At 68.8% G+C, this 21,842-nt stretch carries 16 protein-coding genes, 5 tRNA genes and 1 pseudogene; 12 read left to right on the forward strand and 10 right to left on the reverse strand.

The features are described 5' to 3' along the window. Positions 1–71: 71 nt before the first annotated feature. The 7 genes from ABE505_RS10720 to ABE505_RS10750 form a co-directional block, all read right to left on the reverse strand. Positions 72–605, reverse strand: a complete 534-nt coding sequence (locus tag ABE505_RS10720; protein ID WP_346442191.1) for a phosphatase PAP2 family protein — start codon at positions 603–605, stop codon at positions 72–74. After that, positions 586–1,764: a glycosyltransferase family 1 protein gene (locus tag ABE505_RS10725; RefSeq protein ID WP_346442190.1), complete on the reverse strand. Its 1,179-nt coding sequence runs from the start codon at positions 1,762–1,764 to the stop codon at positions 586–588. Before ABE505_RS10725 ends, ABE505_RS10720 begins: the two co-directional genes overlap by 20 nt. 115 nt (positions 1,765–1,879) lie before the next feature. Next, complete coding sequence (gene ppx, locus ABE505_RS10730) at positions 1,880–3,424, reverse strand: exopolyphosphatase (RefSeq protein ID WP_346442189.1); 1,545 nt, start codon at positions 3,422–3,424, stop codon at positions 1,880–1,882. 143 nt (positions 3,425–3,567) lie between these two features. After that, on the reverse strand, positions 3,568–5,712 hold the full coding sequence (gene ppk1, locus ABE505_RS10735; protein ID WP_346442188.1) for a polyphosphate kinase 1: 2,145 nt from the start codon (positions 5,710–5,712) through the stop codon (positions 3,568–3,570). After that, positions 5,709–7,037, reverse strand: a complete 1,329-nt coding sequence (gene phoR / locus ABE505_RS10740; protein WP_346442187.1) for a phosphate regulon sensor histidine kinase PhoR — start codon at positions 7,035–7,037, stop codon at positions 5,709–5,711. Before phoR ends, ppk1 begins: the two co-directional genes overlap by 4 nt. Before the next feature lie 141 nt (positions 7,038–7,178). Beyond that, positions 7,179–7,868 carry a phosphate regulon transcriptional regulator PhoB gene (phoB, locus tag ABE505_RS10745; RefSeq protein ID WP_346442186.1) on the reverse strand — a complete coding sequence of 230 codons (690 nt, stop codon included), beginning with the start codon at positions 7,866–7,868 and terminating at the stop codon, positions 7,179–7,181. A 157-nt stretch (positions 7,869–8,025) separates the two neighbouring features. Further along, entirely contained in the window at positions 8,026–9,699 is a 1,674-nt protein-coding gene (locus tag ABE505_RS10750; RefSeq protein ID WP_346442185.1) for a M48 family metalloprotease, read from the reverse strand. Between the two features lie 206 nt (positions 9,700–9,905). On the opposite strand from ABE505_RS10750, the gene grxC reads away from it, so the two are divergent. From grxC to ABE505_RS10765, 3 genes are all read left to right on the forward strand, one after another. Next, positions 9,906–10,154 (forward strand): glutaredoxin 3, encoded by a 249-nt coding sequence (gene grxC, locus ABE505_RS10755; protein WP_183425979.1) that lies wholly within the window; start codon positions 9,906–9,908, stop codon positions 10,152–10,154. Further along, a complete protein-coding gene (locus ABE505_RS10760; protein ID WP_346442184.1) occupies positions 10,151–10,552 on the forward strand; it encodes a carboxymuconolactone decarboxylase family protein in 402 nt (133 codons plus the stop codon). The genes grxC and ABE505_RS10760 overlap by 4 nt, the downstream gene beginning before the upstream one ends. Before the next feature lie 141 nt (positions 10,553–10,693). Next, positions 10,694–11,701: an isocitrate dehydrogenase gene (locus ABE505_RS10765; RefSeq protein WP_346442183.1), complete on the forward strand. Its 1,008-nt coding sequence runs from the start codon at positions 10,694–10,696 to the stop codon at positions 11,699–11,701. 89 nt (positions 11,702–11,790) lie between these two features. On the opposite strand, the gene ABE505_RS10770 is transcribed toward ABE505_RS10765, so the two are convergent. Next, complete coding sequence (locus ABE505_RS10770) at positions 11,791–12,552, reverse strand: Bax inhibitor-1/YccA family protein (protein WP_346442182.1); 762 nt, start codon at positions 12,550–12,552, stop codon at positions 11,791–11,793. Positions 12,553–12,700: 148 nt separating this feature from the next. Between ABE505_RS10770 and ABE505_RS10775 the strand changes: the two genes are divergently transcribed. Both ABE505_RS10775 and ABE505_RS10780 read left to right on the forward strand, forming a co-directional pair. Beyond that, positions 12,701–12,777 (forward strand) — tRNA-Pro (locus ABE505_RS10775). Between the two features lie 32 nt (positions 12,778–12,809). Then, positions 12,810–12,886 (forward strand) — tRNA-Arg (locus ABE505_RS10780). A gap of 136 nt (positions 12,887–13,022) precedes the next feature. Here ABE505_RS10780 and ABE505_RS10785 read toward each other — a convergent pair. Both ABE505_RS10785 and ABE505_RS10790 read right to left on the reverse strand, forming a co-directional pair. After that, positions 13,023–13,520, reverse strand: a complete 498-nt coding sequence (locus ABE505_RS10785) for a DUF892 family protein (RefSeq protein ID WP_346442181.1) — start codon at positions 13,518–13,520, stop codon at positions 13,023–13,025. A gap of 226 nt (positions 13,521–13,746) precedes the next feature. Further along, complete coding sequence (locus ABE505_RS10790; RefSeq protein WP_346442180.1) at positions 13,747–14,043, reverse strand: hypothetical protein; 297 nt, start codon at positions 14,041–14,043, stop codon at positions 13,747–13,749. A 486-nt stretch (positions 14,044–14,529) separates the two neighbouring features. Between ABE505_RS10790 and ABE505_RS10795 the strand changes: the two genes are divergently transcribed. From ABE505_RS10795 to lon, 7 genes and pseudogenes are all read left to right on the forward strand, one after another. Further along, a tRNA-His gene (locus tag ABE505_RS10795) sits at positions 14,530–14,606 on the forward strand. Between the two features lie 75 nt (positions 14,607–14,681). After that, positions 14,682–14,757, forward strand: a tRNA-Lys gene (locus ABE505_RS10800). 372 nt (positions 14,758–15,129) lie between these two features. Beyond that, a tRNA-Leu gene (locus tag ABE505_RS10805) sits at positions 15,130–15,214 on the forward strand. 401 nt (positions 15,215–15,615) lie between these two features. Continuing rightward, positions 15,616–16,923, forward strand: a complete 1,308-nt coding sequence (gene tig / locus ABE505_RS10810) for a trigger factor (protein ID WP_346442179.1) — start codon at positions 15,616–15,618, stop codon at positions 16,921–16,923. Between the two features lie 59 nt (positions 16,924–16,982). After that, complete coding sequence (clpP, locus tag ABE505_RS10815) at positions 16,983–17,609, forward strand: ATP-dependent Clp endopeptidase proteolytic subunit ClpP (RefSeq protein ID WP_346442178.1); 627 nt, start codon at positions 16,983–16,985, stop codon at positions 17,607–17,609. Positions 17,610–17,721: 112 nt separating this feature from the next. Next, positions 17,722–19,011, forward strand: a complete 1,290-nt coding sequence (gene clpX, locus ABE505_RS10820) for an ATP-dependent Clp protease ATP-binding subunit ClpX (RefSeq protein ID WP_183425696.1) — start codon at positions 17,722–17,724, stop codon at positions 19,009–19,011. Between the two features lie 233 nt (positions 19,012–19,244). Then, positions 19,245–21,605: pseudogene (lon, locus tag ABE505_RS10825) on the forward strand (endopeptidase La); the annotation flags it as partial. Between the last annotated feature and the right edge of the window lie 237 nt (positions 21,606–21,842).

The following is a 21,842-nucleotide window of genomic DNA, read 5'->3' on the forward strand; positions in this document are numbered from 1 at the left end:
GCCGCGGGCTTCGGTCCGCGGTTGCGTCGCTTTCAACGGTGAGTGGCGGTGCGTCGGCGCGGCAGACGCGCTCAAAGTCCGACGATCCACAGCGCGGCGGCGCCCAGTGCGCCGCCGATCGCGGTCGCGGCGAGGACGTCACTGGGGTAGTGCAGGCCGAGCACCACACGCGAGGCCGCGACCGCGGCTGCGAACGGCACCAGCCACCAGGCCAGCGCCGGGTAGTGCGCGATGGCGACGGTCGAGAATGCGATCGCATGCAGGGTATGGCCGGACGGAAAGCTGAACTCGTCAAGCGGCGCGACCCAGGCGCGGATGCGTACGTCGGCCGCGAACGGCCGCGGCCGCTTGGTCCAGCGCTTCAGGCGGCGGTACAGCAGCAGGGCCACCGCGCCGGTGGCCGCCATGTGCGCGGCCGCGAATGCGCCGTCGAGGCCATCGAGCACCACCAGCGCAGTCATCAAGGCGTACCAGAACACGCCGTCGCCGAGCCGGCTGACGGTCGCGAACCCACGGCGGATCCACACACGGGTGCAGGCGCGGTTGGCGCGCAGGCACCAGCCCATGTCGTGGAGGTACAGGCGGCTACGCGGCGCGGTGTGCATGGCGATCGACCTGTCGGACGGGAACAGAGGCAGCGCGCGCGCGCGGCGCGGCCAGCAGCGCATCGAGGTCGGCGGCGACCTGGGCCGGCGTCAGCCGTTGCATCGCCCGGCGCCCGGCGCGGGCCATCGCCGCGCGGCCGGCATCGTCCTGGGCCAGCCGCAGCGCTGCGGCGACGAAGGCGGCGTCGCCGTGTGCATCGTCCGTAATCCGGGCGCCGTGCAGGCCGTCGACCAGGTGCTCGGAGGCCGCGCCCAGGTCGAAGGCCACCTGCGGCACGCCGCTGGCCATGGCCTCGAGCACGACATTGCCGAAGGTCTCGCTGCGACTGGGGAACAGGAACAGGTCGGCGCTGGCAAAATGCCGGCCGAGCGCGTCGCCGCGCTGCGCGCCGGCGAACACGAGATCGGGATGGGCGTGCGCGAGCGATTCGCGCAACGGACCGTCGCCGACCAGCACCATCCGGGCATCCGGCCGCTGCTGCTGCAGCCGACGGAAGGCGTGGATCGCCAGCGGCAGGTTCTTCTCGGCTGCGATCCGGCCCACATGGACCACCGCCAATCCGCCTGGCGGGAGGCCCCAGGCCGCGCGCAGCGCCGGGTCGCGCCGCGCCGGGTCGAACTGTGTGCAGTCCACCGCGCGCGACAGTACGACCGCATGGCCGATGCGCTGGGCCTGCAGCCAGGTGGCGAGCGCCTGGGTCGCGACCACCGTGGCATCGGCGCCGCCGTGGAAGCGCCGCATCCACGCCAGCGCCAGCGGTGCCAGCGCGCGCAGGCCGTAGTCGGCCATGTACAGGTCGAAGCGGGTGTGCAGCGCGGTGACGACCGGGATGCCGAGCGCGCGCGCGGCGCGGATCGCCGAGCCGCCGAGCAGGGTTTCGGTGGCGACGTAGACCGCATCGGGGCGTTGCGCTCGCCAGGCCGCCTGCAGACGGGTCTGGATCGGCAGCCCGACGCGCAGCGACGGATAGCGCGGCACTCGCAGGCCGCGGACCTGCAGCGCAGCATCATCGCTGCCCGCCGGCTCGCCCGGCTGGCGGGGGTGGATCACCTCGACCGCATGGCCGCGCGCGCGCAGGCCGGCGACGTAGGCCTGCAGGGTCAGCGCCACCCCGTTGAGGTCGGGCGCGTAGGTGTCGGTGACGATCGCGTAGCGCATCGTTCGGTCCGCTGCCGTGGCAGCCGCGATGATCGCGGTGCGACATGCCCGTGCAATGACCGCACGGCGACGGAACGATGACAGCAGCAGGCGGGCGCCCCAGCCCGCGCTGCGTTCACTCCGCGGCGAGCACCAGCTTCACGCCGAGCGCGCCGAGGTCCTCGGGTTCGCATTCCAGGTCCACGCGCAGCAGCGGCCGGGCATCGAGCCAGTGGCGGGAAACCTGCAGCCGCAGCGCGTCGCCGTAGACGCTTGCTTGCAACTGCGGGATCTCGTCGGGCTCGTGGCTGCGGTGCAGCAGCACCGCCAGCCGCAGCAGGGTGGCGGTGTAGCGGGCCTGGCGCAGCAGGCGGTCCGGCAGGGCGTCGAAGGCCGACTTGGGCACCTTGCGGCGGTGGCAGCGTACCAGCGCGGCCAGGAACTGCTGCTCCTGACGCGAGAAGCCGGCGATGTCCGAATGCGCCAGCACGTAGGCGCCGTGGACGTGGTACTGACTGTGTGCGATGACCAGGCCGATCTCGTGCACGCGTGCCGCCCAGGCCAGCATGCGCAGGTCGTCGCCGTCGAGCTGCCAGGGGCGCGCGACCTGGTCGAACAGCCGCAACGCGGTCGCCTCCACCCGCGCCGCGTGGGCGCCGTCGATGCCGTAGCGCTGCACCAGCGCCTCGATCGAGGTCTCGCGCGGGTCGTCCTCGCCGCGGCGGCCGAGCATGTCGTGCAACACACCCTCACGCATCGCCGCCTTGCTGACGTGCATGCGCTCGATGCCCAGGACCTCGAACGCGGCCTCGAGCACCAGCACGCCGCCAGCGATGATTGGCCGACGGTCCTCCGACAGCCCGGGCAGGTCGATGGCATCGATATGGCCGGCCTGCAGCAGCCGGTCGCGCACGACCGGCAGCGCGTCGGCGGTCACCGCGCCCTTGGTCAGCTTCATCGCCGCGCAGATTTCGCCGATCGCCTTGTTGGTGCCCGAGGCGCCGACGACTTCCTGCCAGCCGAGTGCGCGGTAGGTGCTGGCGAATTGCTGGAACTCGGCGGCGACTTCGGCCAGCGCCTCGCGCCAGCGGCGCCGGGTCAGCTTGCCGTTGGCGAAGAAACGCCGCGTGCTGGCGATGCAGCCCACCTGCAGGCTCTCGCGCTCGAGCGCATTGAAGCCGCTGCCGATGATGCATTCGGTCGAGCCGCCGCCGATGTCGATCACCAGCCGGCGGTGGCCCGGCTTGGGCGGCTGCGCGTGGGCGACGCCCAGATAGATCAGGCGGGCCTCCTCGCGGCCTGCGATGATTTCGATCGCATGGCCCAGCGCGGTCTCGGCCGGCACCAGGAAGGCCTGCGGCGCGGCCAACCGGCGCACGGCGTGCGTGGCCAGCGCCCGCACGTGCTGCGGCGGGATGTCGCGGATGCGCTCGCCGAAACGCGACAGGCACTGCAACGCACGCTGGCGCACAGCCGCGTCCAGGCCGCCGCGCGCGTCCAGGCCTTCGGCCAGACGCACGGTCTCGCGCAACCGGTCGACCACGCGCAACTGGCCCAGCGTGTAGCGGGCGACGATCATGTGGAAGCTGTTGGATCCCAGGTCGATTGCGGCGAGCATGTCGCCGTCCTCGATCGGCGGCGTCAGCGCATCGGCGAGTGCGAGCGTGTCCTGTCCGGTCATCACGGTCCTGCGTGGCGCGACGCGCGCGGCGCCACGTGGCGGTGGGAAGTGCGCATGGTAAAGCATGCGGTGGGCGCGCAAACCGTGATGGCGTGCGCGATGCCGTGCATCCCGGCGCAGCGCGCGCGCCGACCGTCGTCGCGTCAGCCGCACAGGCGCGCGAGCAGCCAGCCCTGCGCCGAGTGCGGCATCGCATCGCCCTCGGGCACCAGCCGCACATAGCTGCCGTCCTCGCGCAGTTCCCAGGCGTTGATGTTGTCGGCCAGATAGTTGTCCAGGGACTCGGTGCGCACCCGGGTCGCGACCTGGGGATCGAGGATCGGGAAGCACGTCTCCACGCGCCGCAGCAGATTGCGCTCCAGCCAATCGGCACTGGCGCAGAACAGCTCAGGATCGCCATCGTTGGCGAACCAGTAGACGCGATGGTGCTCCAGGAACCGTCCGACGATCGAACGCACCCGGATGTTCTCCGAGATGCCCGGCACGCCCGGTCGCAACGCGCAGGCGCCGCGCACAATCAGTTCGATCTTCACTCCGGCCTGCGAGGCCGCGTACAGCGCGCGCATGACCTGCGGCTCGTTGAGGGCGTTCATCTTGGCCACGATCCGCGCCGGGCGGCCCTGCGCCGCGTGCCGGGTTTCGCGCTCGATCCGCGCGATGATGCCGGGCTGCAGCGTGAACGGCGATTGCAGCAGGCGTTCGAGCTCGATCGCCGGCGCCAGCCCCGAAAGCTGCTGGAAGATCAGGTGGACATCATTGCCGATCTGCGGGTCGGCGGTGATCAGCCCGAAGTCGGTATAGGCGCGCGCAGTGCCGGCGTGGTAGTTGCCGGTGCCCAGGTGCACGTAGCGGCGCAGCTTGCGTCCCTCGCGGCGCACGATCAGCAGCATCTTGGCGTGGGTCTTGAAGCCGACTACGCCGTAGACCACCTGCACGCCGGCCTCCTGCAGCCGGTCGGCGAGGCCGAGGTTGGCCTCCTCGTCGAACCGCGCGCGCAGCTCCACGACGACCGTGACGTCCTTGCCGTTGCGCGCCGCGGTGACCAGGTGCTCGACGATCGCCGAATCCTTGCCGGTGCGGTAGAGCGTCTGCTTGATCGCCAGCACATTCGGGTCTTCCGCCGCCTGCTTGATCAGCTCGAGCACCGGCGCGAAGGAATCGAAGGGATGATGCAACAGCACGTCGCCATCGGCGACGATCTCGAACATCGCATCGTTGCCAGGCAGCTGGCGCTGCTGGAAGGTCGGGAACTTCAGATCCGGGCGCTGCACCAGGTCGAAGATCTGGCTGACGCGGTTGAGGTTGACCGGCCCGTCGATGCGGTAGACCGCGTTCTCGGGCAGGTCGAAGTTCTGCAGCAGCGTGCGCACGATCGCTTTGGGACAATTGGCCGCGATCTCCAGCCGCACCGCGCGCAGGTAGCCGCGGCCGGCGAGTTCGTCGCGCAGTGCCAGCGCCAGGTTCTCGACCTCCTCCTCGTCGACGATCAGTTCCGAATTGCGGGTGACCCGGAACTGGTACGCCCCGCGCACGTCCATGCCGGGGAACAGCTCGTGCACGAATTCCGACAGCACGGCCGACAGGAATACGAAGTCGTACTCGCCGCCCGATACGCGCTCGGGCAACTGGATGATGCGCGGCAGCGAGCGCGGTGCGCGCACGATCGCCAGATTGCCGATCCGGCCGAATGCGTCCTTGCCCTTGAGCACCACGACGATGTTGAGCGACTTGTTGAGGATCTTCGGAAACGGGTGTGCGGGGTCCAGCCCGAGCGGCGAGAGCACCGGCATCACTTCTTCGCGGAAGTACGCCCGCAGCCAGCGCTTCTGCCGCGCCGTCCAGGTGTCGCGGCCGAGGATCCGCACCCCGGCTGTGCCCAGCGCCGGGCGCAGGATCTGGTTCCAGCACGCGTACTGCGCCTCGACCAGGGCGGCGGCCCGCTCATGGATGCGCTTGAGCACCGTCGCCGGCGGCAGGCCATCGGGGGGCAACGGCATGCCGAAGTCCTGTGCGTGGCGGACGGTCGCGGCCCGGATCTCGAAGAACTCGTCGAGATTGGTGCACGAGATGCACAGGTACTTCACCCGCTCGAGCAGCGGCACCGATTCGTCGAGCGCCTGGGCCAGGACCCGGAAGTTGAAATCGAGCTGCGACAGTTCGCGGTTGAGATACAGCGCAGGATCGAGCAACGGATCGCCTGCGGTCGGCGGCGGCGCGGCGTCGCGTCCGGTGGTGCGCGCCGGCCGGCGCGGACGCGGCGGCCTGCCGGGGGCGGGGGGACGGCTCATCCGAAGGCTCCTGTGACATGGGGGTCGCGCGCGCGGACGCGCTCGGCGGCGAAATGGCAGGCGAAGCGGCTGCCGCGCCCGACCTCGCTGTCGATCTCCAGCCGCGCCTGGTGCAGATGCAGCACGTGCTTGACGATCGCCAGCCCCAGCCCGGTCCCGCCCGACTCGCGCGAGCGGCTGGTCGAGACCCGGTAGAAGCGCTCGGTGATGCGCGGCAGGTGCGCGGCCGGGATGCCGTAGCCCGAATCGTCCACAGACAGCGCGACCCCGCCGTCGCGCGTGGGGGCGTAGCGGATCGCGATGCGCCCACCCGGCGGCGTGTAGCGCACCGCGTTGCTGACCAGGTTGGAGAACGCGCTGTGCAACTCGCGGGTCGAGCCGACCAGATCGGTGTCCGAGGCATCCTCGACGTCGATCCTATGCCGGCCCTGGCTGAGCATCTCCAACTCCCGGCGGAGCGAGGCCAGCATCGAGGCCATCGACACGATCTCGTCGCCGACGCCCTCCTGCGCCTCCAGCCGCGACAGCGTCAGCAGGTCCTCGACCAACTGGGTCATGCGCTGCGACTGGCGTTGCATCTCCTGCAGCATCGGCGCCCATTCGGGCTGCTCCTCGGGGTCGAGCATGTCCAGATATCCGTGGACCACGGTCAGCGGCGTGCGCAATTCGTGCGAGACGTTGGCGACGAAATCGCGGCGCATTTGCTCCAACCGGACCAGGCGGGTGACATCGCGCACCAGCAGCAGCCACAGATCGTCGGAATAGGGAATCAGCCGCAGTTCCAGCCGGGTGCCCGACGAGAATGGCGAGGGCACGTCCAGCAACGGCTCGGCGCGCCGGCCCTGGGCCAGCCAGTGCGCCAGCGGCAGCGGCTGCAGCGCCGCGCCGACCGGGCGGCCGACATCGCGCGGCATCTGCAGGCCGAGCAGCGTCGTCGCCGCGCGGTTGACCCACTGCACCCGCTGGCTGTTGCGCTCGACCACCACGACCGCATCGGGCAGCGCCGCGGCGACCGCGCGATAGGCACGCAGCATCGCGATCAGGCGCCGCTTGCGATTGCGCATGTCCTGCTGGCCCCGGTGCAGCAGCCGGTCGGCCTCCTGCCAGACCCCGTCGCCCTGTGGTGGCGGCACCCGGCTGCGCGAGGTCAGCCGCCGCAGCAGGTCGTAGAGCTTCCAGTAATGCCAGGCGATCACGCCCAGCGCGGCAAGCGCCAGCGCCATCCACGCGTGGCCGGCGAGGGCGCCGGCGATCGTCGCGGCCGCGAGCACGGCCCCGAGCTGCAGCAGCGTACGGGTCCAGGCGGCGTGGAGACGAGGTGGCATGACGGCAAGTCTAGGCAATGTGGGCGGACAGGTCTGCGTGGGCGAGCGCAGCGTCGCGGGCCTGCGGCGTGCGGCGCTGTGCGGCGTCGCCGCGGGGCAAGGCGAGGGAAGCGCGCAGGTGCGTGCCAGGTGGCGCGGCGCTCACACCGACGCCGAGAATCGGTAGCCGGCGCCGCGAACCGTCTGCACCATGCCGTCCAGTCCGCTCGGCTCGAGCGTCTTGCGCAGCCGGCGGATGTGCACATCGACCGTGCGCTCCTCGACGTAGACACTGCCGCCCCAGACATGATCGAGCAGTTGCGAGCGGCTGTAGACGCGCTCGGGATGGGTCATGAAGAAATGCAGCAACCGGTACTCCGTCGGGCCGATCTGGACCGGTTCGTTGCCGGCGAACACCCGGTGCGCCGCGCCGTCGATGCGCAGCGTCCCCACTGTCACGCTGCCGTCCTCGTCGTCGTCGCGTGCCCGGCGCATCACCGCGCGGATGCGCGCCAGCAACTCGCGGGCCGAGAACGGCTTGACCACGTAGTCGTCGACGCCGGCTTCCAGCCCGCCGACGCGATCGTTTTCCTCACCGCGCGCGGTGAGCATGATGATCGGGATATCGCGGGTCAGCGCATCCTTGCGCCAGCGCCTGGCCAGTTCCAGGCCGCTGGTCCCGGGCAGCATCCAGTCGAGCAGGATCAGGTCGGGCACGCGGTCGACGATCGCAGACTGGGCCTCGCGCGCGTCGCCGGCGTGCATCGGTTCGAATTCGCCCTTGCGCAGCGCGAACGCGACCATATCGCGGATCGCCGGTTCGTCGTCGACGATGAGGATGCGCTTGTGCATGGAGCTTTCCGTAGGACCGGGGAGTCCCCATTACACGACAGTTTTATGACGGTCCGGTGACAGGGGGCGGCAAGGCGTGTCGGCGCTGCGGCGGCGCAGCGGCGCCGGCGCCGACGATGCGCCGGCCGGGCGCGTCCCGGCGCCCGTGACCAGCCCGTCAGCGCCGGCGCAGGTCCTCGTCGCGGACACCCTGGCGGTGCAGTTCCAGCACCATCGGGGTGATCGCGGCGATCCGCGCATCGATCCGCGCGCGGGCGTAGTAGTCCAGGTCCTCGCGCTTCTTGAGCGTATTGAGCTGGATCAGCGCCTGTTCCGCGCGGCCTCCCAGGAATGCCGCCTCGGCCCAGGCCTCGCCCGCCCGCACCGGGTCGCCGGCCATCTCGCTGGCGCGGGCGAATGCACGCTGGAAGGCCGGGTCGCCGCTCGAGCCGTTGAGCAGCGGCCGCAGCAGCGCCTGGGCGCGGCGCCCGGATTCGGCAGAGTCGCGCTCGAGCAGCAATGTCGCGTAGCTCAGCACGACCGCCGGATTGCGCGGCATCCGTTCGACCAGCGCCTCCAGGCGCCGGTCCGCGGCCGCGGACCGGCCGGCACGCGCATCGGCCTCGGCCATGCCCAGCGACAGCCAGACATCGCCGGGGTAGGTGTCGAGCAGGGCCGAGAGCTCGCGCGCGGCGACCTCGGCCTCGTTGGCGCGCAGGCGGGCAAAGGCCAGCCCGTAGCGCTGGGCATCGGTCAGGGTGCCGCTGCGGCGCATCGCCTCGTACTCGCGGATCGCCTGCGCCGGCGTATTGGCGCTGAGCACGCGCAGCCGCTCGCGCGCCCAGCCGAACTGGACCGGATCGGTGCCGCCGGTGGCGCCGGGCGGCAGGCGCAACGCGGCCGGCAACAGCGGGTTGTCGAGCGCGCGCAGCGGCGCCTCGGGCGCGCCGTCCACCGGCACACGCTCCACACGCGAGCCCTGCGGGGTCGTGGTCGTGACCTGCACGGTCTCGCGGGTCATGCGCTCGGCGCGATCGCGCGCCTCGCTGATGCGGGTCGTGGTGACCGGATGGGTCTTGAGATAGTCGGGCAGGCGCTCGCGTTCGCCGCCCTGGTTGGTGCGCGAGACCGCCTGCATGCGCTCGAACATCGAGGCCATCGCATCGGGGTCGTAGCCGCTGCGCGCCAGTGTGCGGATGCCGAGCCGGTCGGCCTCCGACTCGTTGGAGCGGGTGTAGTCGATCTGGCGCTGCAGGGCCAGGCCCTGGGCGCCGGCCAGCACCGCCATCGCCGCATCGTCGGAGGAACTGCTGCTGCTCTGCGAGGCCACCGCGATCGCGCCGAGCATCGCCAGCAGCATCGGGATCTGGTCGCGCTGGGCACGCTCGACGCCGCGCAACACATGCGACTGGGTCACATGCGCGACCTCGTGCGCGAGGACCGCGGCGACCTCGTCCTCGCTTTCGGCCGCCAGCACCAGGCCGGCGTTCATGCCGATGTAGCCGCCGAGCGTGGCGAACGCGTTGATGCTGCGGTCGCGCATCATGAAGAAGGTGAAGGGTTGCTGCGGCCGGTCGCTCGAGGCCGCCAGCCGTGTGCCGGTGGTGCGCAGCCAGTTTTCGACCAGTGGATCTTCCAGCACATAGTTGTAGTGCCGCAGCTGCGCCAGCAGCATCTGCCCGTACTCGGATTGCTTGGCGGGGCTGAGCACGGTGCCGGCCGACGAGCCGATATCGGGCAGCCGGGTGTCCTGGGCCGGCACGCCGAGCGACGCGACGACCAGCGTCAGCGCGATCGCCGAGGGCAGCAGGCGGACGCGGAAGGGAAAACGGCGAGGTCGGATCGTGGGCATCGGCTCGGTATCGAAGGGGCGGGGCCGCGCAACCAGCATGCCGGCGCGCTCGGCCACGGGCGTGAATCCCATGTTAAGCGGGCGGTGCGTCGTGATCGCGACATCATCGCCCCGCGACCCGGCTTTGACCGACAATGGCCGCACAAGTTTCCCCGGAGACCGACTTGACCAGCCAATCCCCCGACCCGGCGGCGCCGGAGATCGTCATGTACACCAGCGCGATCTGCGGATACTGCGCGGCCGCCAAGAACTTCCTCAAGAGCCAGGGCCTGTCGTGGCGCGAGGTGCGCGTGGACCTGGATGCCGACGAGCGCCAGCGTATGGTCGAGCGTGCGCGCCGCACCAGCGTGCCGCAGATCTTCGTCGGCCAGACCCACGTCGGCGGCTACGACGACATGATGGCGCTGCACCGCCAGGGCGGCTTCCTGCCGCTGGTCGAGGGCGCGGCGTCGTGAGCGGCGACCGGACCGAAGGCGAGGGCGACCGACTCGCCGAATTCACCACATTCCGCAAGCGCATGAACGAGCGCATCCTCGCCGAACCCAATCAGGTGGTGCGGCGCTTCTTCGCGCTCGACACCCAGACCTACCAGGCCGGCGCGCTCGACGTGAAGACCAAGGAGTTGCTGGGGCTGGTGGCCTCGCTGGTCCTGCGCTGCGACGACTGCATCAGCTACCACGTCGCCCAGTGCAAGGACGCCGGTGCGAGCCGCGAGGAACTGTTCGAAACGTTCTCGGTGGGCTTGGTCGTGGGCGGCAGCATCGTCATCCCGCACCTGCGCCGCGCGGTCGATTTCCTCGACCGGCTGGAGCAGGGCGAGGCCGCCGCGCCGGCCGGCCACGACCACGGCTGACCCAGCCGCGCGCCCTGTGCGCCCGGTTGCCCGGTTTGGGGCCATCTGCGCGCATCGGGCATAATACGGCGGTTTTCTTCCTTCATTTCACCCTGGCGCCGCGCGCAGCGCGGTGCCCCTGCGCAGGGACCTCCCCCCGACATGACGCACACGATTACGGTTATCCGCGGCGACGGTATCGGCCCGGAGATCATGGACGCCACGCTGCACGTGCTCGACGCGATGCAGCTGGGCCTCAAGTACGAAGACGCCGACGCCGGCCTGATGGCGCTCGACAAGCACGGCGAGCTGCTGCCGGCCGCGACACTCGAATCGATCCGCCGCAACGCCGTTGCGCTCAAGAGCCCGCTGACCACGCCGGTGGGCGGCGGCTTCAGCTCGATCAACGTCGAACTGCGTCGCCAGTTCGATCTCTACGCCAATGTCCGCCCGGCGACCTCGTTCCCGAACACCCGCTCGCGCTTTTCCAGCGGCGTCGATCTGATCACGATCCGCGAGAACACCGAAGGTTCGTACATCAGCGAAGGCCAGGAGGTGTCGGCCGACGGCGAGACCGCGGTGTCGATCACCCGTATCACCCGCAAGGGCTCGGAGCGCATCGTGCGCTACGCATTCGAGCTGGCGCGCAAGACCGGCCGCAAGAAAGTCACGATCGTCCACAAGGCCAACATCCTCAAGAGCACCTCGGGCCTGTTCCTGAAGATCGCCCGCGAGGTCGCGGCCGAGTATCCGGAGATCGAGGCCAACGAGATGATCGTCGACAACACCTGCATGCAGCTGGTGATGCGCCCCGAGCAGTTCGACATCATCGTGACCACGAACCTGTTCGGCGACATCATCTCCGACCTGTGCGCCGGTCTGGTCGGCGGGCTGGGCCTGGCCCCGGGCGCCAACATCGGCAAGGACGCGGCGATCTTCGAAGCCGTGCACGGCTCGGCACCGGACATCGCCGGCAAGGGCGTGGCCAATCCCTGCGCGCTGCTGCTGGCGGCCGCGCAGATGCTCGACCATCTGGCGCTGCCCGAGCAGGCGCAGCGGTTGCGCGCCGCGATCGTCGCCACGCTCGATGCCAAGGACGGCGTGACCCCGGACCTGGGCGGCACCGGCACCACGATGGGCTTCGCGCAGGCGATCGCCTCCCGGCTCTGAGGCCATCGGCAGCACACGCGACAAGGGCGCCGTTCGGCGCCCTTGTCGTGTCCGGCGTTGCTGGGGATGCGACCCCGGCGCATGGCGGCTCAGTCGCGCGACTGCAACTTCGCCAGCAGGCGGAGGAACTCGACGTACAGCCACACCAGCGTGACCATCAGGCCGAACGCGCCGTACCACTCCATGTACTTCGGTGCGCCGTGCTCGATGCCGGTCTCGATGAAGTCGAAATCCAGCACCAGGTTCAGCGCGGCGACCACGACCACGAACAGACTGAAACCGATGCCGATCAGGCCCGATTCGTGGATCAGCGGCACCTCGATGTTGAACAGCCTCAGCACGATCGTCGCCAGGTAGACCAGCGCGATACCGCCAGTGGCCGCGGCCACACCGAGCTTGAAGTTCTCGGTCGCCTTGATCAGGCCACTGCGATACACCGCCAGCAACGCGAACAGCGTGCCGAAGGTCAGCATCACCGCCTGCATCACGATGCCCGGGAAGCGTGCCTCGAACATCGCCGAGATCGCGCCGAGAAAGCACCCTTCGACCAGGGCGTACATCGGGGCGGTGACTGGCGCCCAGGTCTTCTTGAATACCGTGACCAGCGCCAGGATCAGGCCGCCGATCGCGCCGCCCCAGGCATACAGCCCGAAGCTTTCCGTCGGCGCGCCGTCCGCGTTGACCGACTGCGTCCACGCGAACGCGGCTGTCAGGACCGCGAGCAGGAGCAGCAGGCCGGTCTTGTTGACCGTGCCGTTGAGCGTCATCGCCTCCCCGTCGCGGGTGACGACGCTGCCGCTGGCGAGGTCGAGGAACGTGGATTCCTGAAGCGTGGGATTGCCGCTGCGCATCGAGTAAGCCCCTGATGGTTCATGTTCGGATCGCCGGGCAGGATACACCGCGGCGTCTAGGGCGGCGCGTTGACAGCGCGGCTGCGCCTTCCGACAATGCCGAGGTCCTCCGGCCCACCGGCGGGCGATTCGACCGCTCGATGTCCGGCGGGGTATAGCGCAGTCTGGTAGCGCGCCTGCTTTGGGAGCAGGATGTCGGGGGTTCGAATCCCTCTACCCCGACCACCCGGCGAGCCCGGTCGCAGCGTGTCCCGCGGGCGCCCGTAGCTCAACCGGATAGAGCACCGACCTTCTAAGTCGGGGGTTACAGGTTCGATTCCTGTCGGGCGCGCCATGGGCACGCGACCGTATGTGCATTCTCGTTGCCGCGTCATTGTCGTCACGCCGCAGCTTCGCGATCCCCAGCAGTGGCCTGTCGGCTGATAGGGCTGTAACGACGCGTGCATCGAACGCGTCGTCACCTCTGTCGGTCAGGCGTTCTCGGCCGCGGCCTGGTTGCCGCCGTGTTCTGCCAACAGCGTCAGCTTCTCGTCGGTGGCTTTTTCCTCGGCCAGCGTTTCCTGCAGCAGCTTGACCGCGTCGGTGTGGCCCAGTTGCTTCGCCAGCGCGCACAGCGTGCCGTACGACGCGATCTCGTAGTGCTCCACTTTCTGCGCGCCGCCGATGAGTGCGGCGTCGCGCAGCGGGCCTTTGTCGATCGAATCGATGACGTCCTTGCTCTCTTCGACCAGGCCTTCCATTGCGGCGCACTTGATGCGCTTCAGGCGCGCGTCCAGCAACTCGACCACACGGTCGAGGCGCTCGATCTGCAAGGTGGTCTCTTCCAGATGCGTTTCGAACGCGGCCGCCAGTGCCGGATTGTCGGCCGCACGGACCAGGCGCGGCAGCGCCTTCGCCATTTGGCGTTCGGCCGAATGGGTGTCCGAGAGTTCGTGGATGAACAATTCTTCGAGCGTCTTGACTGCCATTGCGATCTCTCCTGTGGGGTGGAGAGACTGTGTAGGGACCGCATCGTCCCGGGGGCGTGAGTCCGTGGGTCCGGTCGAATGCAATCCCTGCAGGAGTGGCGGGGAGGGGGGGCACGGAGCTTGTGTCCGGCGAAGCGCACGCCGCAGTGCGGGCAATGTGGCGGGGAGCGGCAGGTGTGTGGCACGCCTGAGGGGCGGGAAGCGAGCTGGCCGCGCCGCTTGTCCGTCATCGGGTCGAGTGCTCGTCCGGGGGCGCGACAGCGGCGCCTGTCATTCCAGCATCGGGGGCGGGCGCCGTGTCGCGGGGCCGCTGGCCGTAGCCGTGCGCTTGGGCCAGTGTCAGCAGCCGTGCGAACGCGGCGGCCGCGAGCGCGGCCCGCTCCGGCGTGACCAACTGTTCGATGACCGCCTCGCGCTCGCGCCAGTGTTGCCAGAATTCCTCGATCCCCGGCGTTGCTTCGAACAGCAGCGCGAGTTCGCTTTCCCAGGCATCGAACAGGGCTTCGAGATTCTGGCGACGCATGCACCGACCGAGGAGCGCGGAGACAGATCCAACATGGGGGTTCATTTCGAGACGGCGTTGTGAATGCGCCCGTCACAGGGTCGACGAGCTGCGACGATGTTGCATGGCGCTGCGCTGGAAGCGCGGTGTGGCAGGCGTCGATGCGTATCTGTCGTTTCGCAAGGTGGCCGGCGGAGGGGGGGGGGGGGGGGCGGAGCGCCGGGCGCCTATCGAGGCGACGCCATGTGCGGCTCGAGGCGAGGCGACCCCCTGCCACGGCAACGTCGACAGCCAGCATGTGTGCATCCAGTCGCCTGAGCAGCAAGCAGGCCGTTGTCGACATGTCGGCGATCAGCAAGCAATGCGCTGCCATTTCGGCCGATGCCGCGCTACAATGCGCGCCCGCCGCGCGGGTCGTGTCGAAAGCATGTCGTTCGCCATGCGTTTCGGGATAGAATGCGCGGCCGTCGGGCGACCCCTTGGGTCGGCAGGCGATGCGGGTCTGTGGTGGCTGTAGCTCAGTTGGTTAGAGTACTGGATTGTGATTCCAGTGGTCGGGGGTTCGAATCCCCTCAGCCACCCCACCGTTTCAAGATGCAATGCCCCTCCAGTGTTGCATCGGCGCGCAAGGCGGTATTACAATGCGCGCCCGCTTCATCGGGCCGTTAGCTCAGTTGGTAGAGCAGTTGACTCTTAATCAATAGGTCCAAGGTTCGAATCCTTGACGGCCCACCAGTTACGAAAAGCGCCCGGCACCGCCGGGCGTTTTTCATTTGGACGTTTGGCCGCGGGATTCGAACCTTCGGTTCGCCTGCTGCGCAGGTCCGGCCATGCGCAGCGCGCATGGCGTTCGCCCGGGCGCGAACCGGTGGTTCGCAAGCCGCCCGGGCTCACCCTTGACGGCCCACCCGTTACGAAAAGCGCCCGGCGGTGCCGGGGTTTTTCGTTTGGGCGCTTGGCCGCGGGATTCGAACCTTCGGCTCGCCTGCTGCGCAGGTCCGGCCATGCGCAGCGCGCATGGCGTTCGCCCGGGCGCGAGGGGAGGGGCGGGATGGGCGCGGAGGCCGGGATCGACTACGATGCCGCCGTCCGCCAGGCGGGCACGATGCGAAAGTGGCGGAATTGGTAGACGCCCTGGTTTTAGGTACCAGTGCCGCAAGGCGTGCGGGTTCGAGTCCCGCCTTTCGCACCAGCCCAGGTGAACCCCAAAGCGGCAGACATGAAGAACGCGCGCTCGCGCGCGGGGATCATGACGCCGCGGGCTTTTGAAGAGGGCCTTCGGAGCGCAGCGCGCCGTCGCGCGCCCGGGCCATGACGCCGCGGGCCATCTCCGCAGGCGCGCCGGCGGCACGATCGCTCCCGTTCGCCGCTTGCGAAGGCGGCCACGCATCCAACCCCGCGCCGCGCCGTATCGCGCCCCCGGTCGACCTATGGCGTCCCCCCGACGCGCCGCCCGGTGGCGGCCGGCCCCCGAATCGGCCAAACTACGCCGTTCCGTCGCCAGCCGCGCAGGTCGCGGGCGGCCGGCCGCCGTCGGAACCAATTCCCAACAAGTCAGAGTCGTGCGGCGCCGTCCGCAGCGCAGGAGTGGATATGCAAGTTTCGGTCGAATCGCTGGGCACCCTGGAACGCCGGATGACGTTCCGTGTGCCATCCGAACGCCTGGAGACCCAGGTCGCTGGCCGTCTGCGCGAGATCGCGCGGACCACGCGGCTCAAGGGCTTCCGGCCTGGCAAGGTGCCGGCCAAGGTCGTCGAGCAGCGGTTCGGCGAGCAGGTCCGTGCCGAGGTCCTGGACGGCCTGCTACGCGAGGGCTTCGACCAGGGCGTGCGCGAGAACGCGCTGCGCCTGGCCGGCCAGCCGCAGATCGCGCCGTCCGAAGCCGCGGACGAGGGCGAACTGGCGTTCATCGCCACGTTCGAGGTCGTCCCCGATTTCGGCGACATCGAACTGGAGAAGCTTCAGGTCGTACGCAACACCGCCGAGGTGGCCGAGGACGACATCGATCGCATGATCGAGAACCTGCGCCTGCAGCGCCGCAGCTGGAGCGCGGTCACGCGCGGCGCGCAGACCGGCGATGCCGTCGATGTCGAGACCTGGTCGCAGATCGGCGACGAGCGCCTGCCGGCCGAGGGCGCCGAGCGCGGCGTCACCGTGCTCGGTTCGGGCGCGATGTTCCCGCAGATCGAGGAGGCGCTGGTCGGCCTGTCGAAGGGCGAAGAGAAGGCGATCGAGGTCAGCTTCCCGCAGGACTGGCGCGTGCCGCCGCTCGCCGGCAAGCAGGCCACCGTGCACGTCAAGATCGAGCAGGTGTCCGAACAGCAACTGCCGGAGGTCGATGCGGCGTTCATCCGCAGCTTCGGCGTCAAGAGCGGCGAGATGGACCAGTTCCGCACCGAGATTCGCAGCAACCTGGAGCGCGAGCTCAAGGGCGCGCTGATGAACCGCCTGCGTCGCGAGGTCGGCGAGCAACTCGTCGCCGCGTTCGCGCACGTCGAGCTGCCGCCCAAGCTGGTGGAGGCCGAGGCCCGGTCGCTGCTGCGCCAGACCGTCGAGCAGGCCCGCCGCAACGGCCAGAACCCGAATGTGGGCGAGGATGCGCACACCGGGTTCATGGAGCCTGCGCGCAAGCGCGTGCTGGTCGGGCTGTTGGTGGGCGAGGTTGCGCGCCGCAACGAGCTCAAGCTCGATCCCAAGCGCGTGAACGAGACCATGCGTCTGATCGCCTCCACCTACGAGGAGCCGCAGCAGGTCATTGAGATGTACCGCAACGACCCCCAGCTGATGTCGGGGCTGCAGAACCGCGTGATGGAAGAGCAGGTGATCGACTGGATCGCCGAGCGCGCCCAGCACACCGAGCAGCCGCTGTCCTTCCAGGACGCCATCGCCCCGCAGGGGTAAGTGGCGTCCGTCCGTCCGGCCCAACGGGGCCGGGCGTCCCTCCCGACACGGAACGATTGATGAGCATCGAAACCAAAGCCCTCAACCTGGTGCCGATGGTGGTCGAGCAGACCAGCCGCGGCGAGCGCGCGTACGACATCTACTCGCGCCTGTTGAAGGAGCGCGTGATCTTCCTGGTCGGCGGCATCGACGACCATATGGCCAACGTGATCGTGGCCCAGTTGCTGTTCCTCGAGGCGGAGAACCCCGAGAAGGACATCAACCTGTACATCAACTCGCCCGGCGGCGTGGTCACCGCGGGCATGGCGATCTACGACACCATGCAGTTCATCAAGCCGGACGTGAGCACGATCTGCGTCGGCCAGGCGGCCAGCATGGGCGCGCTGCTGCTGGCCTCGGGCGCGGCGGGCAAGCGTTATGCGTTGCCCAATTCGCGAGTGATGATCCATCAGCCGCTGGGCGGCTTCCAGGGCCAGGCCACCGACATCGACATCCATGCCAAGGAGATCCTGTCGATGAAGCAGCGTCTCAACGAGATCATGGCCCACCACACCGGCCAGCCGTTCGAGACGATCGCCCGCGATACCGAGCGCGACAACTTCAAGAGCGCGCAGGCCGCCCGTGAGTACGGCCTGGTCGACCAGGTGCTCGAGCGCCGTCCCGACGAGACGATCACCCCCGCCTGACGCTCCAAGTCATTGATTCATCAGGCATGAGAGCGCCGGTGCCGTCCCTGAGGGCGGCGCCGGACGCTGTGTTATTCTCGAAACGTAACCGCAATATTGATTTGGCGAAGGCATGAGCGAAGACCGTCAGGGTCGTTCCGGCGACAGCAACAAGATCCTCTACTGCTCCTTCTGCGGAAAGAGCCAGCACGAGGTGCGCAAGCTGATTGCGGGCCCCAGCGTGTTCATCTGCGATGAGTGCGTCGAGCTCTGCAACGACATCATCCGCGAGGAACTCGAGGAGAAGGCGCAGTCGGCGCGCAGTTCGCTGCCCAAGCCGCGCGAGATCCTCGAGGTGCTCGACCAGTACGTGATCGGCCAGAAGCGCGCGAAGAAGACGCTCGCCGTGGCCGTGTACAACCACTACAAGCGCATCGAGAGCCGCAGCAAGAACGACGAGGTCGAACTGGCCAAGTCCAACATCCTGCTGATCGGTCCGACCGGGTCGGGCAAGACGCTGCTGGCCGAGACGCTGGCGCGCCTGCTCAACGTGCCGTTCACGATTGCCGATGCGACGACGCTCACCGAGGCCGGCTATGTCGGCGAGGACGTCGAGAACATCATCCAGAAGCTGCTGCAGAAGTGCGACTACGACGCCGAGAAGGCGCAGCAGGGCATCGTCTACATCGACGAGATCGACAAGATCTCGCGCAAGAGCGAGAACCCGTCGATCACCCGCGACGTGTCGGGCGAGGGCGTGCAGCAGGCGCTGCTCAAGCTGATCGAAGGCACGGTCGCCAGCGTGCCGCCGCAGGGCGGACGCAAGCATCCGCAGCAGGAGTTCCTGCAGGTCGACACCAAGAACATCCTGTTCATCGTCGGCGGTGCGTTCGCCGGCCTGGACAAGGTGATCCAGCAGCGTTCGACCGAGGCCGGCGGCATCGGTTTCGGCGCCAAGCTCAAGAGTTCCGAGCGCAAGGCCGACACCGGCAAGGTGCTGGCCGACGTCGAGCCCGAGGACCTGATCAAGTTCGGCCTGATTCCCGAGTTCGTCGGCCGCCTGCCGGTGGTCGCCACGCTCGAGGAACTGGACGAGCCGGCGCTGATCCAGATCCTGACCGAGCCCAAGAACGCAATCAGCAAGCAGTTCCGCAAGCTGTTCGAGATGGAGGGGGTCGAGCTGGAGTTCCGGCCCGACGCGCTGTCGGCGATCGCCAAGAAGGCGATCAAGCGCAAGACCGGCGCCCGCGGGCTGCGTACGATCGTCGAATCCGTGCTGCTCGACACCATGTACGAGCTGCCGTCGCTGGAGAACGTCAGCAAGGTCGTGGTCGACGAGTCGGTCATCGAGCACAAGTCCGAGCCGTACCTGATCTACGAGACCCCGGTCGCCGAGCAGAAGGTCGCCTCCTCGGGCGAGTGATCGACGCAGCCGGAACGAAACGTTCCGGCTGCCGTCCCGTTCAGCGTCGGCGCCCGGACAATGCCCGCCAATAAGCGCCGCGATCGGATCGATCGCGGCGCTTTTGCGTGGGAGCCGGCCGATCCGCTTGCATCCGGCGCCCGCGCGCCCCATAAACGACTGGCCCCCAGGCGGCCTCGTCCGGCCGCCGGGCCGGCGCCGCCGGCCGGACGCGATCTTTCAAGGAACCCCCCATGAGCTCACGCGCCACTCCCGACACCTACGATCTTCCGGTCCTGCCGTTGCGCGACGTCGTCGTGTTCCCGCACATGGTGATCCCGCTGTTCGTCGGACGCGACAAGTCGATCCGCGCGCTCGATGTGGCGATGGAGGCCGACAAGCGCATCCTGCTGGTCGCGCAGAAGTCCGCCGACATCGATGACCCGGGCGCGGACGACCTGTATCAGGTCGGTACGCTGGCCCAGGTGCTGCAGTTGCTCAAGCTGCCCGACGGCACCATCAAGGTGCTGGTCGAGGGCACCGAGCGCGTCTCGCTGCGCGACATCCGCGAGCACGAGGGCGCGCTGTTGGGCGCCGGCGTGCCGTTGAGTGCGGTCGAGTCGCGCGAGCCGCGCGAGGTCGAGGCGATCGCGCGCTCGCTGATGGGCCTGTTCGAGCAGTACGTCAAGACCAATCGCAAGCTGCCGCCCGAGTTGCTGCAGACCCTGGCCGGCATCGATGAGCCCGGCCGCCTGGCCGATACGATCGCCGCGCACCTGGGCGTGCGCCTGGCTGACAAGCAGCGGCTGCTCGAGTCGGCCGATACCGCCGACCGCCTGGAGCTGCTGGTCGGCTTCGTCGACGGCGAGATCGATGTGCAGCAGATGGAAAAGCGCATCCGCGGCCGCGTGAAGTCGCAAATGGAGAAGTCGCAGCGCGAGTACTACCTCAACGAGCAGATGAAGGCGATCCAGAAGGAGTTGGGCGAGATCGACGATGCGCCCAACGATATCGAGGAGCTCGCCCGCAAGATCGCCTCGGCCGGCATGCCCAAGCCGGTGGAGGCCAAGGCCCGCGCCGAGTTCAACAAGCTCAAGCAGATGCCGCCGATGTCGGCCGAAGCCTCGGTCGTGCGCAACTATCTCGACTGGCTGCTCGGCGTGCCGTGGAAGAAGCGCAGCAAGGTCCGCAAGGATCTCAAGGCGGCCCAGGACACCCTCGATGCCGACCACTACGGCCTGGAGAAGGTCAAAGAGCGCATTCTCGAGTACCTGGCCGTGCAGACGCGCGTCAAGCAGATGAAGGGCGCGATCCTGTGCCTGGTCGGCCCGCCCGGCGTGGGCAAGACCTCGCTCGGCCAGTCGATCGCCAAGGCGACCAACCGCAAGTTCACGCGGATGGCGCTGGGCGGTGTGCGTGACGAGGCCGAGATCCGCGGCCATCGGCGCACCTACGTCGGCTCGATGCCCGGTCGCATCGTGCAGAGCCTCAACAAGGTCGGCACCAAGAACCCGCTTTTCCTGCTCGACGAGATCGACAAGATGTCGATGGACTTCCGCGGCGACCCGGCCTCGGCGTTGCTGGAGGTGCTCGATCCCGAACAGAACCACACCTTCAACGACCACTATCTGGAGGTCGACCTCGACCTGTCGGAGGTGATGTTCGTCGCGACATCCAACTCGCTCAACATCCCCGGCCCGTTGCTCGACCGCATGGAAGTGATCCGCATCCCGGGTTATACCGAGGACGAGAAGCTGAACATCGCCACGCGCTACCTGCTGCCCAAGCAGCTCAAGGCCAACGGCCTGAAGGCGGCCGAGCTGACGATCTCCGAAGGCGCGATCCGCGACATCGTGCGCTACTACACGCGCGAGTCGGGCGTGCGCAACCTCGAGCGCGAGATCGCCAAGGTCTGCCGCAAGGTCGTCAAGGAGATCGCGCTGGCCGGCCCGGTGCAGACCAAGGGCAAGAGCGTGAAGGCGATCAAGGCGGTCAAGGTCACCGAGAAGAATCTCGACAAGTACTTGGGCGTGCAGCGCTTCGATTTCGGCCGCGCCGAACAGGACAACGAGATCGGCCTGGTCACGGGCCTGGCCTGGACCGAGGTCGGCGGCGATCTGCTGCAGATCGAGGCCACGCAGGTGCCGGGCAAGGGCCAGCTGACGCTGACCGGCCAACTGGGTGATGTGATGAAGGAATCGGCGTCGGCGGCGATGTCGGTCGTGCGCGCGCGTGCCGAGCGGCTCGGCCTGGAGCTCGACGCGTTGCAGAAGCACGACATCCATGTACACGTGCCCGACGGCGCGACGCCCAAGGACGGTCCCAGCGCCGGCATCGCGATGGCGACGACGCTGGTTTCGCTGCTCACGCGCATCCCGGTGCGTGCGGACGTGGCGATGACCGGCGAGATCACGCTGCGTGGGCGCGTGACCGCGATCGGCGGCCTGAAGGAGAAGCTGCTCGCGGCGCTGCGCGGTGGCATCAAGACCGTGATCATCCCCGAGGAGAACCGCAAGGACCTGGCCGACATCCCGAAGAACGTCACCCAGGGCATGAAGATCGTGCCGGTGAAGTACATCGACGAGGTGCTCGACCTGGCACTGGAGCGGCCGCTCCCGCCGCCGCCCTCGGTCAAGCCCGAACCGAAGAAGGCGCGTTCGAAGGTGGTGCCCAAGAATGGCGGCGAGGTCCGGCGCACGCGCGTCAAGCATTGACCCCGGCGCAATACGCATGACGAGGGCCGCAAGCGATGGCGGCCCTTTTCTATGGGCGTTTCCCGGCCGCCCTCAAAACCGGCAAAACCGGGGTGAGAGGGGAAATTGGGGGGGCGGCATAGGGCTCGGGCCCCGGGT

This window comes from Luteimonas sp. TWI382 (assembly GCF_039674545.1).
Lineage (GTDB): Bacteria > Pseudomonadota > Gammaproteobacteria > Xanthomonadales > Xanthomonadaceae > Luteimonas.